Raw genomic sequence first — 12806 nt, forward strand, 5'->3', positions numbered from 1 at the left:
GGCATTCTCGGATTGCTGGTCCATTTACTTGTTTGTCTTTCTAAGTATATGGGTGGTAAGGGCGAGGCATGACTACATTTTTGTTGTCGACTCGACTTTGTCCAGCAATTGCTGGAAATCAAGCGGGAGCGGTGCATGAACCTCAATCAGCTTTTGCGTAATAGGATGCTCGAACGTAAGCTTCTCCCCATGCAGGGCCTGGCGATGGAACAAACGGGAAGATCCCCCGTACAGGACGTCGCCAACAAGCGGATGCCCCAAGTGGCTTAGGTGTACCCGAATCTGATGCGTACGCCCTGTTTCCAATTCCAGTTCCACAAGCGCAGCATGGTTCAATTGGCGCGGCACTTGATAGTGCGTCACTGCTTGATCGCCGCCTGCTGTCACTCTGCGTTTGCCGGATTGATGCCTGTCTTTGCCGATTGGCGCGTCCACCGTTCCTTGCTTTCTTTTGAAAACTCCTTGGGCCAGAGCGACATAACGACGATCAATCCGCTTGTCGCGCATGGCTTCATCAAGCAGAACATGTGCCCATTCATTTTTGGCATATAAAACAGCGCCAGTCGTATCCTGGTCCAAACGATGGATATGCCGCACGGCGCAGGCTTGACCGGTCGATTCATAATAATAGGCTACGGCAGAAGCCAGCGTACCGCCTTGACCTGCTTCGGAAGGATGCACCGACATGCCTGCCGGCTTGTTAACAACAAGGCAGAAATCGTCCTCGAACAGGACGTCAACGTCATGGCGTTCAGCACGGAACGCTGCCTCTTCATTCGCAAACACATGAAGATTTACCTGATTGTCTTGCACACGGATACGCCCTTGGGAAGCCAATCGCAGAAAGTATTTGCGCGGAACCGGCAGCAAAGCAGCAATTTCATCAACGCTACCTGGCTTCAAGGGTTTCCATGTTTCACTCGGAAGTGGAAGTTCCAGCCATTCCCCGTTGCGTTTCCACACCGTCATGAACGTGTCCCTCTATGAAAAGAAATGACGATAGCAAGTAAAATCAGTAGAAACAAGAATGTCAAAGCCATTAAATCTATAGGAAAATCAAAAAAATAGTAACGTTTCATGGATCAATAACTCCTTATGGATACTGGATATGAATATTGGATGACGTACATTTTATTTTAACAATTACCAATATCAATTGCATGCAAAAATATGATAATATAAGTCTAGTATTGATTTTTTTCGACATTGAATCATCAAATAGAATACTAGAGCAGGAGAGGAACAACTTGGGTAGTTCAATTTTAGATCATTTTCGCAACTATAGTTGGTTGAAGCGCACTTTACTTGTTATAGCTGTATGTACATTCCTTACTTCAAGCTTTTTGTTTCTGACCCCGCCAGGGACATTCATTCGCGAGTATTTAGCCAAAACGGTCATTACCACGCAGCACCGGGATTGGGCCTGGATCTTCGTAGGCGCCCAGCGCAGAGACCAGATGGTTCTTGAAATGCAAAATTTAACCGAAGTTAACTCAGTAGAAAAACAAGACTTGCAAGCTGTTCAGTTCAATACGAACCGTTCCATAGAAAGCCTCGTGAAGGTTGAAGATATTTCCGGTCAATTCTGGAAAGGTAAAAAGATGTATGTTTACGATCCGCGTACGATTCGCGTTGTCGTTCCTGATAAGCAAGGCGAAGGCGAAAGAATCACCTCGATGGTTCAGCGCACAGGCGCTGTCGCAGGCGTCAACGGCGGAGGATTTAACGATCCGGACGGTTTAGGAAACGGATTTGCCCCAATTGGAGCTATTATGTCCGGTGGGGAAATTCTTTATACCGACCAAGAAGGCAGCATTCCACAGCATATTGTTGGGTTTACCAAAGAAGGTACGCTCATTATCGGTAAATATACGATTGACGATCTATTGAAGCTAGGCGTTACAGATGCGGTTTCATTCTATCCTCGTGTTATCGCAAATGGCAAACCGCTTATTACAAGCGGAGATGGCGGTTGGGGACGCGCTCCCCGTACGGCTGTAGGCCAAAAAGCAGACGGCACCGTTATTTTCATCGTCATCGACGGCCGTCAAACTCACAGTGTGGGTGCAACCCTGAAAGAAGTACAGGATATTTTCCTGGCAGACGGCGTAATTAATGCAGGCTTCTTGGATGGCGGAGCTTCTTCCGAGATGGTTTACAACGATGAGTTGATCACGAGTCCTTCCAGCCGTTATGGCGAGCGTCGCTTGCCGTCAGCCTTCCTTGTTTTCGATCATCCGGATGAAGTAAAAGTGAAAAATGTTTGGGCAGGACTGACCACCATCGATCCAGGCGGCGCTTACGATCACCCTGATTTCTTGAAAGAACAAGCTGAACTCAAAGCGCATCCGCCAAAAGCAACACCGAAACCAACAGCTACTCCGACACCGTCCCAAAAGCCTGAATCCAGCAGTGATTCAGTCAAAAATGGCGGGACGACACAAAACCCTTCAGAATCAAATAACGGTTCTGGCAAACCAAATTCGACGGGGAAACCGCAAACTTCACCGACGACAACACCAACATCAACACCAACGCCGACTCCACCAGCGTCATCAGCAACCCCGACGCCGACACCGGGAACAGGCGGCGGCACAACAGGTTCCGGAGGCTCCTCGACAGGAGCTTCCGCAACACCAAAACCGAGCGCGACACCGACGCCGAGCTCGAACGCTTCGCAGGGCCAGCAGCAGGGTAACAATAACGCTGCAAACCCTTCTCAGCCCGTGACTAGTCCTCCAGTGAAAACAGAATAGGTTGGACTACATAAGATCGCCAAAGAGGCTGTATCCGAAGTCATCAATCGTAGATGACTTAGATACAGCCTCTTTTGTTGTTCATGCTGGTCTTACAATCTTTTCAACGCTTCGCGATGAGCATCAATCGTCGCCGCGATATCTTCATCCGTATGCGCCGTGGATACGAACATCCCTTCAAACTGTGACGGCGCAACCGAAACGCCTAGATCAAGCAAATGGCCAAAGTAAGCATTGAATTTCGCCAGATCGGACGTTTTGGCCGTCTCATAATTCGTGACCTTCGTCTCGGTAAAGAACGGACAAATCATCGAGCCTACGCGATTAATCGTGCTTGCCACACCGAATTCAGCGGCATTGCGAGTAAATCCAGCTTCCAACATGGCGGATTTGCGTTCCAACTCCTCGTAGACATTCGGCTCGCCTAGTAGCGACAATGTGGCATACCCTGCTGCCATTGCCAGTGGGTTTCCGGACAACGTGCCAGCTTGATAGATCGGACCAGCCGGAGCCATTTGCTCCATGATGTCCAGACGGCCTCCATAAGCGCCTACAGGAAGTCCGCCGCCTATTACTTTACCAAGACACGTTAAGTCCGGTGTAACGCCGTACAGGCCTTGTGCGCAGTTCTTGTGCACGCGGAAGCCCGTCATCACTTCATCGAAGATAAGCAACGAACCGTATTGCTTCGTAATTTCACGTAGTCCTTCCAAGAACCCCGGTGCTGGAGGGACTACGCCCATATTGCCAGCAATCGGTTCAACGATCAGAGCGGCAATTTCTTCACCGAACTTCTCAAACACTAATTGCACAGAAGCCAGATCATTATAAGGCACTGTAATGGTGTTACTTGCCACACTGCTAGGGACACCCGGACTATCAGGCAAGCCCAGCGTAGCTACACCGGAACCTGCTTTGATCAGCAGCGCATCCGCGTGACCATGATAGCTTCCTTCGAACTTAACGATCTTGTCGCGTTTCGTATAACCGCGAGCCAATCGCAATGCGCTCATCGTCGCTTCTGTACCGGAGTTTACCATTCGAACCATGTCAATTGACGGCACACGATCAATGACCAGCTGCGCCATCTGAGTCTCCAGAAGCGTCGGAGCGCCAAAACTTGTCCCCTTCTCAGCAGTCGCTTTAATCGCTTCCAGCACCGCAGGATGAGCATGTCCAACGATAAGCGGTCCCCAAGAACCTACATAGTCAATAAACGTGTTGCCGTCGATATCCGTAACGCGGGATCCAACACCTTTCTCCATGAACAACGGTGTGAGTCCCACCGATTTAAAGGCGCGAACAGGACTGTTGACGCCACCGGGAATGACCTTCTTGGATTCTTGAAAAGCGGCTGCAGAGCGCGTGTCGATTCTGCTCGAATTTTCCATAATTTAATACCCCCCGTTAAACTTTCTATGCTAAAATATTGACATTATACCTATAAAAAGGCGGTACCTGACATGCTTGATTATATTAAAAAAGTCCCTTTATTCGCTCGGCTCAATGAAAATCAGCAGAACGCGCTGGCACAGATTTGCATAAGACGCTCTTACAAAGGGAATACCGTCCTTTTTTCCGAAAAAGAAATCGGCAACGTGTTTTATATGGTTGTCAGCGGATCCGTTAAAATCTTCACAACCGGCAGCTCCGGTGAGGAGAAAATACTGTCCATCTGCAAATCCGGCGAGAGCTTCGGCGAGCTGTCTCTGATCGACGGCAAGCCGCGGTCAGCTTCGGCGCAAACCTTGGAAAACTGTGTGCTGCTTTCCATGACAGCGCAAAACTTCCTCGAGCTGCTGCGTAACCATTTTGATATCACGTTAGTCATTATGCAAGAACTTAGCAACCGGCTGCGCGATACGAATCAGCAGGTTTATGATTTAACCTTTTTAGACGCCAGAACTCGGGTAATCAAAAGCTTAATTACATTGGCTAACAAACATGGCATTCGCTCAGAGAACAAGATCACCATCAAGCTCGTGCTCAATTTCGATGAAATTTCGCAGCTTGCCGGTGTGCAAAAAGGGATCCTCATGCAAGTGATTCGCGATCTAGAGGAAAAACAAATCTTGGCCATCTCCCCTTCCGACTTCAAGTTGGATCTGGCCAAGCTGCGCTAGATGGAGGCGGAGGTTACAGCCGGCTCCTTAGCGGATTGATGTATGATACGGTCTGCAAGCTGCCAGGCAGCCTCTTTCCCCTGCCTGATGCAGTCAGGAAGACCAACGCCATGGAAACCTGCCCCTGTCACCAGAACCTGTGGCATTGCGGCATTCAGCTCTTCACGGAAGCGCGCAATCTGCTCCAGATGTCCTACCGGGTATTGGGGCATTGAATGGTTGAGACGCGTTACTTCCGTAAACAGCGGCTCAGCCGTTAAACCGAGCAAGTTACGCAGATCATGGCGTGCTTTGCTGATCAACTGCTCATCAGACCACGCAGGCCATTCCTGCTCGCCTGAACGGCCGATGTAGCAGCGCAGCAGCACTTTGCCCTCTGGCGCCGTGTGCAGCCACTTGGCGGAGGTTAACGTGCACGCGGTGATCGTGCTGCCCTCATTTCGCGGAACTAGAAAACCCGAGGCGTCCAGTTCAAACGGAATATCTTTCCGATCAAATGCCATGATGACATTCGCTACGGAAATATAATCAATTTTCTTCAATTCGCTTGCTGGAGGGAAGTGACCCAATATTTGGGCAGCCTGATAAGTCGGTGACGTTACAATCACGCCATCGACAATTTCGCTGCTACCGTCTTCAAATAAGACCTCTGTCTGCTGTCCTGCCTGACGAATAGAAGCAACACCTAACCCCGTTCGCAAGTCCGCTGACTCCAGTGCTGCCACTAAGCCCGAGACAAGCGTTTGGAGCCCTTTCTTGAACGTGACGAAAACCGAACTACGAATCGCTGCAGGCAAATGTGCCGTTTCTTCCGGGACGTTTTTGCGGCTCGCCATCATGCCGAGGATCAAGCTCCGATGTTTCTGCTCCATCGTTCGAAATTGAGGAAACGTCGATTTCAAACTGAGATTGAACGTATCTCCCGCATAAATCCCCGCTAACAGCGGTTCTACAATTCGCTCCAAGACTTCCTTACCTAATCGGCGTTCCAAAAAATGTCCCAAAGACTCATCGTTCGTTATTTCACGCTTAGGTAAAACCAGATCTAAGGCTGCCCGCACTTTGCCTAGCGGAGAGATAAGACCTGTTTTCATGAACGGGGTCATTTGTGTGGGAATCCCAAGCACTAATCCAGGAGGCATCCGATGCAGCTTCCCTTGACGCACAATATACGTCTTTTTGGCCTTCGGATTCGTACCTGTAAGCTCCTGTTCAAGTCCAAGATCATACGCCAGATCAATAATAGGCCGCTTCCGGGCAAGAAAGGAGTCGGGCCCCTTTTCAATAACGAAGCCCTCTTTCTCGATCGTGCGAATTTTCCCGCCAAATGCAGCCGACTTCTCCACCACAGAAATACGAAATGGCCTGCCTTCCGCTTCCAAACGTTTCTTCAGATAAAACGCAGCGCTAAGTCCTGTAATTCCCCCGCCAACGATCATGTAGTGAGGTGTAGGGGTACTCATGACTGTTTACTTTCTTCCTGCCATTTGGTGTAAACAACATCACTAAGTGTTTGCATATATAACGGGTCCGTATTAAGCGATTCCGTTCTTTCTAAATGCAAGCCCAGCTCCTTAGCCAAAGCTTGCGCTTCAATATCAATGTCATAAAGAACTTCCAAATGATCGGATACGAAACCGATTGGGCAGAGCAGAACGCTCTTCACGCCTTCTTCTTTCTGAATTTGCTTGAGAACGTCCAAGATGTCAGGTCCCAGCCATGGCATGGCCGTTTGGCCTGCACTTTGCCAACCGAATTGCCAGTTGGTCAACTGTACGCGTTCAGCGATAGCTTTGGAAGTCGCAAGCAATTGATCCGGGTATGGATCTTTCATTTCGAGAATTTTCTCAGGCAAACTATGTGCTGTAAAAATAACACGGATGTCACTCCGCTCCGCATCATTGAACTTCGTTAGCGCCTTTTCGACCCGAGTGCTCAGAGCATCAATCAATTTCGCATGAAGATGGTAATCCAGAACGAAGCTCATCTTAAGTCCAAGCTCCTCTGCCTTGTCCTTCGCTCTCTTCACATAACCGCCAACGCTCATCGTCGAGTAGTGAGGGGCCAGAACGACTCCTACAGCCTCTGTGATCCCGTCTTTGACCATTTGCTCCACACCATCTTCAACATAAGGCTGAGCGTGCTTCAAGCCTTGATAGCACACAAACTCAACTTCCGGATGTTCGGCGCGCAATGTGTCCTCAAGGCCTTTGACCTGCTTATTCGTATTTTCGCGCAGCGGGAAGAACCCGCCTACAATTGCTTCATAACGCGCAGTTAATTCGTGCAGCTGCTCAGGTGTAGGCGGATGTCCGCGTCTAATATGCGTGTAATACGCTTCCACCTGATCAAGACTTTCCGGTGTCCCGTAGGACATGACTAATACACCAACACGACGTTTTGTCATCCTAAACACCACTCTTTTCTGCTTGTTGAGTTAACACGGAATGCGAGTACGCATGAATGAATGCCGTCAAATCTTTGAGCTTTTCCAGCGACGCTTCCGGGAACAACCCATGTCCAAGGTTGAAAATATAACCTGGCTTCTTCATGCCCTCATCCATAATCTCTTTCGCCTGCTGCTCGATGACGTGCATAGGAGCCGTCAGGATATAAGGATCCAGGTTGCCTTGCACCGCGAAGCGCTCGCCTACCCGCTCACGTCCTACCGGAATCGGAATACGCCAGTCCAAACCAATGACATCCGCTTGCAGATTGTGCAAATAAGGAAGCAATTCGCCTGAGCTTACGCCTGGAAAATAGATTTTCGGCTCCTTCAAGTGAGACAGCTCCTTGAAAATCCGCTCCATTGTAGGTAATACATACACTTGAAAATCTGCAGGAGACAGCGCCCCTACCCAGCTATCGAATACTTGAACAGCCTTCGCACCTGCGGCAATATGGGATTTCAAATAAGTAATCACCATGTCGCCAAGTTTATCCATCAGCGCAAACCAAACGGCAGGCTCAGAGTACATAAGCTGCTTCGTACGAATATAGCTCTTGGATGGCTTCCCTTCAATCAAGTAGCTGGCAATCGTAAATGGCGCGCCGGCGAATGAAATCAGCGGAACTTCAAGCTCTTTGTCTAATATGCGGATCGTCTCAATGATATGGGACAAGTCTTTGTCCACATCAATAGGACGCAAACGTTCAACATCCTGCGCCGTCCGAACCGGTGTATGAATAACTGGACCAACATCCTTGACAATATCAAAATCGATCCCAAGTGAAGCAACGGGATTCATAATGTCTGAATATAAAATTGCCGCATCAACACCAAGCTTCTTAATGGGCATCATCGTAACTTCTGCAGCAAGCTCCGGCTGTTTGCAAATCTCGAGCAGAGTGAACTTTTCTTTAATTTTCCGATAATCCGGATCGTAACGACCGGCTTGGCGCATATACCATACCGGCAGTGTATCCACCTGTTCTTTCCGGCACGCTTTAATAAAATTGTCGTTGTAGCTCATGAGGCACCTTCCTCTGGTTTCCATCTATTCTCATTCATTATGCCCTAATTATACCCCTGTCACAACCGACGTAAGCTTACGTTTTGCGACAAATGTATGACAAAAGAACCACCCGCAACTAGGTGTGGCGGCGGTTCAATTTCCTCGGGAAACTGCTTGGCTGCGCCTTCTAGGGTGGATGGTTCCATCTTCTAAAATTAGCTGTTTTTCAAATAGCGGGCAATATCTTTGGCAAAGTACGTCAGGATAATATCAGCACCGGCGCGCTTAAAGCTCAGCATGGTTTCCATCACGATTGCCTCTTCATTAACCCATCCTTGCAGGGCAGCAGCCTTGATCATGGAGTACTCAGCACTCACATTGTAAGCCACGACCGGCAGGTCGAAATTATCTTTGAGCATACGAATGACGTCCATGTAAGCAAGAGCCGGCTTCACCATTAAGAAGTCAGCGCCTTCTACAACATCGCTTTCCGCTTCACGCAGCGCTTCTCTTCCGTTCGCAGGATCCATCTGATACGTTTTGCGGTCGCCGAATTGCGGTGTGGAATGTGCAGCGTCCCGGAACGGGCCGTAATACGCTGACGCATACTTCACCGAGTAGGCCATGATCGGTGTATTTTCGTAGCCTGCTTCATCCAAACCGGAACGAATCGCATGAACATAACCGTCCATCATATTCGATGGGGCGATAATATCAGCACCGGCTTTCGCTTGGGAAACCGCCGTTTTGACCAGAAGCTCAAGGGAGGAATCATTCGCAACGTCGGCTGCTCCTGTAATCGGATGATGATGAATGACACCGCAATGTCCCGTATCTGTAAACTGGCACAGACAAGTATCCGCAATAATGAGCAAGTTCGGGTTCAATTCTTTGATAAAACGAGTTGCTTGCTGCACGATACCTTCATCCATGTAAGCGGATGTGCCTTTTGCATCCTTGAAGTCGGGAACTCCGAACAGGAGAATGGCTTGGATACCAAGCGATGTAATTTCGTCAATTTCGGCTTTCAGCATGTCTAATGACAAATGGTAAACGCCAGGCATAGAAGCAATTTCGGACTTGACGTTCGTGCCATGGGTTACAAAAATAGGCTGTACCAGGTCATTGACCGTCACCTGATTTTCACGAACTAAATTACGAATAGCTGCATTACCGCGTAAGCGGCGATTACGAACAATGGGGAAACTCATGAGGATTCCGCCTCCTTTTTTAATGCCATTATTTAGGTTGAATCATGCTTTGAACAAGTGAAGCAACAGTGGCCTCTTCAGCCATATACGTAATCGGCAGTCCATATTGACGTACCGTTTCTGCGGTTTTGGGTCCGATACAGGCAATTTCAACACCTTGCAGCAGAGATAAAGGCTCTTCTATGCCAAGCTGCTTCAAGGCTTCAATCAAATTCGTAACGGTGGATGAGCTCGTAAAAGTAATAATATGAATGCTATGATTTTGCAGCAGATGAATGATTTCATCTCCGTCATCCGCTGTGAGCACATTCTCGTACACATCAACTTCCGTCACTTGCAAACCAAGCTCGCGCATCTTAGCAGGTAAATAATCACGTGCCAAATCGGCTGTTGGCAGTAGGACCTTCTGACCCGCTATCAGATCAGCCTGAATGGCCTCCAGCATGCCTTCACCCTGATATTTGCTTGGAAGTACGTCGGCGATAATGCCTCGCTCAGCAAGCGCCTCAGCCGTTCTGGGGCCAACTGCCGCAATGCGGGCATTGCCCATTCTACGAACATCGATCCTCCGCTCGCGCAACCGGTTGAAGAAAAACTCCACCCCGTTCACACTGGTCAATAAAATCCAATCGTAAGTATGCAGTTCATCTAAAGCCTCGTCCAATGCTTGCTGGGCTTCAGGACGACTTGGCGGCTGCAGCTTGATCACCGGGAACTCGACAGCTTCTCCACCCAGGTCATCGATCAGATCCACTAGCTCGCTGGCTTGGCTTCTGGCGCGTGTCACCAGAATTCGACGGCCAAACAACGGCTTCTTCTCAACCCAAGCTAGCTTCTCACGCAGCTTCACAACTTCACCGACAATAATGACAGCAGGCGATTTGAATTCAGCTGCTCTCACCTTCTCCGTAATGTCGGAGAGCGTGCCTGTGATGGTTGCCTGGTCAGCCCACGTGCCCCATCTGACCAATGCTACCGGCGTTTCCGGGGGCTTGCCGCAGCGTATTAATTCACGGCTGATCTGTTCGATATTCGCAACACCCATTAAGAAGACCATCGTACCGATTGCTTTGGCCAGATGCTCCCAGTCCAGACCGGAATACGTTTTATTGGGATACTCGTGACCCGTAATAATCGCGAAGGACGACGTGAAGTTGCGATGTGTTACGGGAATGCCCGCATAAGCCGGAACGGCAATGGAAGACGTAATGCCAGGAATGATGTCGTAAGTCACATCGTGCTCCGCAAGCAGCTCCGCTTCCTCCCCTACACGTCCGAAAACACTGGGATCGCCGCCCTTTAGACGCGTCACGACCTTGCCTTGCAAAGCCAAATCTACGAGTAAATGATTGATTTCTTCTTGCTTTAAAATATGTTTGTCCGGAAGCTTGCCGACAAAAATCAGCTCAGCATCCGGTCTGCGATGCTTGAGTAGACGGGGATTCGCCAAACGATCATAGACAATGACATCTGCTTTCTGAATGGCTTCCAAACCACGAACCGAGATCAGCTTCGGGTCGCCAGGACCCGCGCCAACGAGATAAACTCTTCCCTTGTTCAAGTGGCTCACTCCCTTACCTCAGCTAGGATACGTTCAGCGCCTTGTTCAATCAGCTTGCCTGCGATAAGTTCGCCAAGCGCTTCCGGATCACGCCCGGAAGCCGTTTCCTTCAGCATGGTCGCGCCATCCGGCGTTCCGACCATGCCTGTCAGCGTCAGCAGCGGTCCTTCAGACTCGCTGCCTTCTTCGCTTACGCTCGCGTAAGCGCCGAGCGGCACCTGGCAGCCTCCGTTGAGTCTGCCGAGGAATGCCCGCTCTGCCCGCACCGCGAGCGCAGTAGGCTCATGCTGGAACTTGCCCAGCAGGTCCATCACGAAAGCATCGCCGCCCCGGCACTCGATGCAGAGCGCCCCCTGCCCTACGGCAGGGAGGCACTCTTCGGGCGGCAAGTACGCGCTGATGCGATCCTGCCAGCCGATCCGGTGCAAACCGGCTGCGGCCAACATGATCGCATCGAAGTTCTCTTCATCGAGCTTGCGCAGCCTCGAATCAATGTTACCGCGGACCGACTCGATGCGGAGGTCCGGGCGAAGATGCTGCAGCTGGCTGGCACGGCGCAGCGAGCTGGTGCCTACAAGAGCGCCCTGCGGCAGCTCCTGTAGGGAGCCGTATCCGCGTGTGATAAGCGCATCGCGCGGATCCTCACGCTTCGGTATCGCTCCGACCACAAGCCCTTCAGGAAGCTCGAAGGGCATATCTTTCATGCTATGGACAGCGATGTCAATCTCGCCGTCCGTAAGCGCCTGTTCGATCTCCTTAACGAACAGCCCTTTGCCGCCTACTTTGGATAAGGTTACGTCCAAAATACGGTCGCCCTTCGTGACAATTTTCTTAATTTCAAATTGACAGTCAATCCCGTGCTCCGCAGCCAGTTGCTTTAAGAGCTCTACCGCCTGCCCCGTTTGGGTTAACGCTAGTGCGCTTTGTCTAGTACCTACAATAATGGTTCTCATCTCTACCCGCCTCCTAAACTCGCTGTCCGAAATCTGTAATCGTTGACCATGAAGGCCGGTCTGTATCCACTTGACCTGCTAATCCATTCGGCCAAGGTCCTCTCTCTATCGCCAAGTAAAGCTTGTCCTTCCAATTGTCGAACGAACCGTCGCGAATTTTCTCCAGCACGTCCCAGTCCAGCATTTCTTTGAACATGCGCTGTCTGGCTTGCTTGTCCGCTATTTGACTTTGAACGAGATGCCGTACTTCGCTGAGAAAATCAAGATAAATCTCGTATTCCTCACCGTAATTATTATCCAGCTCCCGGGCGATTTTACGTGCTGCCGAAGGACTTGCTCCCCCGGTTGAAACGGCAATCACCAGCTTCCCTCTTCGTACAACTGAAGGTTGTATATACGAGCTAAGCTCCGGCTGATCCACCACGTTGACCAACTTCCCGTGCACCGTTGCAAATTCATAGACTTGTGCGTTTACTTCAGCGCTGTTAGTTGCCGCAACTACCAATGTAAAAGGCATAAATTCTTCACTGGTCATCATAGACGGATGAAACGTCTGCCTGTGCAGGACTACTGCCGAATGATTCGCCAGTTCGGCTAATCTCTCCGTGAATTCCATGCTGATCATCGTCACACGGGCCCCAGCTTCGAGCAATGAGAAAACCTTACGTTCAGCAACAGGACCACCGCCAATTACCAAACATTGCTTTCCCGCGAGATTCACCATAATCGGGTACGGGTACTTCATGT

General features: G+C 50.0%; 11 protein-coding genes. 2 read left to right on the forward strand and 9 right to left on the reverse strand.

Annotated features, from left to right (window positions below; translation table 11 throughout):
• Positions 1-72: 72 nt before the first annotated feature.
• Positions 73-969, reverse strand: a complete 897-nt coding sequence (locus GON05_RS11460; RefSeq protein WP_157319222.1) for an RluA family pseudouridine synthase — start codon at positions 967-969, stop codon at positions 73-75.
• Positions 970-1247: 278 nt separating this feature from the next.
• Here GON05_RS11460 and GON05_RS11465 point away from each other — a divergent pair, with 278 nt between their 5' ends.
• Positions 1248-2756 carry a phosphodiester glycosidase family protein gene (locus tag GON05_RS11465; RefSeq protein ID WP_246238981.1) on the forward strand — a complete coding sequence of 503 codons (1509 nt, stop codon included), beginning with the start codon at positions 1248-1250 and terminating at the stop codon, positions 2754-2756.
• A 92-nt stretch (positions 2757-2848) separates the two neighbouring features.
• Here GON05_RS11465 and hemL read toward each other — a convergent pair whose 3' ends face one another.
• Complete coding sequence (gene hemL, locus GON05_RS11470; protein ID WP_157319224.1) at positions 2849-4147, reverse strand: glutamate-1-semialdehyde 2,1-aminomutase; 1299 nt, start codon at positions 4145-4147, stop codon at positions 2849-2851.
• Positions 4148-4219: 72 nt separating this feature from the next.
• Between hemL and GON05_RS11475 the strand changes: the two genes are divergently transcribed.
• Complete coding sequence (locus tag GON05_RS11475; RefSeq protein ID WP_157319225.1) at positions 4220-4879, forward strand: Crp/Fnr family transcriptional regulator; 660 nt, start codon at positions 4220-4222, stop codon at positions 4877-4879.
• Here GON05_RS11475 and hemG read toward each other — a convergent pair.
• The 7 genes from hemG to GON05_RS11510 form a co-directional block, all read right to left on the reverse strand.
• The gene (gene hemG / locus GON05_RS11480; protein ID WP_157319226.1) at positions 4876-6342 is read right to left on the reverse strand and encodes a protoporphyrinogen oxidase; all 1467 of its coding nucleotides are present in this window, start codon (positions 6340-6342) and stop codon (positions 4876-4878) included. The genes GON05_RS11475 and hemG overlap by 4 nt on opposite strands.
• Entirely contained in the window at positions 6339-7286 is a 948-nt protein-coding gene (gene hemH, locus GON05_RS11485) for a ferrochelatase (protein ID WP_157319227.1), read from the reverse strand. Before hemH ends, hemG begins: the two co-directional genes overlap by 4 nt.
• 1 nt (position 7287) lies before the next feature.
• Positions 7288-8352, reverse strand: coding sequence for a uroporphyrinogen decarboxylase (gene hemE, locus GON05_RS11490; RefSeq protein WP_157319228.1), 1065 nt, complete (start codon positions 8350-8352; stop codon positions 7288-7290).
• A 197-nt stretch (positions 8353-8549) separates the two neighbouring features.
• On the reverse strand, positions 8550-9545 hold the full coding sequence (hemB, locus tag GON05_RS11495) for a porphobilinogen synthase (protein ID WP_157319229.1): 996 nt from the start codon (positions 9543-9545) through the stop codon (positions 8550-8552).
• A gap of 28 nt (positions 9546-9573) precedes the next feature.
• Positions 9574-11106 carry a uroporphyrinogen-III C-methyltransferase gene (gene cobA / locus GON05_RS11500; RefSeq protein ID WP_157319230.1) on the reverse strand — a complete coding sequence of 511 codons (1533 nt, stop codon included), beginning with the start codon at positions 11104-11106 and terminating at the stop codon, positions 9574-9576.
• A gap of 5 nt (positions 11107-11111) precedes the next feature.
• A complete protein-coding gene (hemC, locus tag GON05_RS11505) occupies positions 11112-12059 on the reverse strand; it encodes a hydroxymethylbilane synthase (RefSeq protein WP_157319231.1) in 948 nt (315 codons plus the stop codon).
• 13 nt (positions 12060-12072) lie between these two features.
• The gene (locus tag GON05_RS11510) at positions 12073-12804 is read right to left on the reverse strand and encodes a precorrin-2 dehydrogenase/sirohydrochlorin ferrochelatase family protein (RefSeq protein ID WP_157319232.1); all 732 of its coding nucleotides are present in this window, start codon (positions 12802-12804) and stop codon (positions 12073-12075) included.
• Positions 12805-12806: the final 2 nt, after the last annotated feature.

The organism is Paenibacillus anseongensis (assembly GCF_009757995.1).
In the GTDB taxonomy this organism is placed as follows: domain Bacteria; phylum Bacillota; class Bacilli; order Paenibacillales; family NBRC-103111; genus Paenibacillus_E; species Paenibacillus_E chondroitinus.

Coding starts and splice junctions, on each gene's coding strand:
- GON05_RS11460 (WP_157319222.1), bottom strand. CDS start 969: ATGACGGTGTGGAAACGCAACGGGGAATGGCTGGAACTTCCACTTCCG.
- hemL (WP_157319224.1), bottom strand. CDS start 4,147: ATGGAAAATTCGAGCAGAATCGACACGCGCTCTGCAGCCGCTTTTCAA.
- GON05_RS11475 (WP_157319225.1), top strand. CDS start 4,220: ATGCTTGATTATATTAAAAAAGTCCCTTTATTCGCTCGGCTCAATGAA.
- hemG (WP_157319226.1), bottom strand. CDS start 6,342: ATGAGTACCCCTACACCTCACTACATGATCGTTGGCGGGGGAATTACA.
- hemH (WP_157319227.1), bottom strand. CDS start 7,286: ATGACAAAACGTCGTGTTGGTGTATTAGTCATGTCCTACGGGACACCG.
- hemE (WP_157319228.1), bottom strand. CDS start 8,352: ATGAGCTACAACGACAATTTTATTAAAGCGTGCCGGAAAGAACAGGTG.
- hemB (WP_157319229.1), bottom strand. CDS start 9,545: ATGAGTTTCCCCATTGTTCGTAATCGCCGCTTACGCGGTAATGCAGCT.
- hemC (WP_157319231.1), bottom strand. CDS start 12,059: ATGAGAACCATTATTGTAGGTACTAGACAAAGCGCACTAGCGTTAACC.
- GON05_RS11510 (WP_157319232.1), bottom strand. CDS start 12,804: ATGAAGTACCCGTACCCGATTATGGTGAATCTCGCGGGAAAGCAATGT.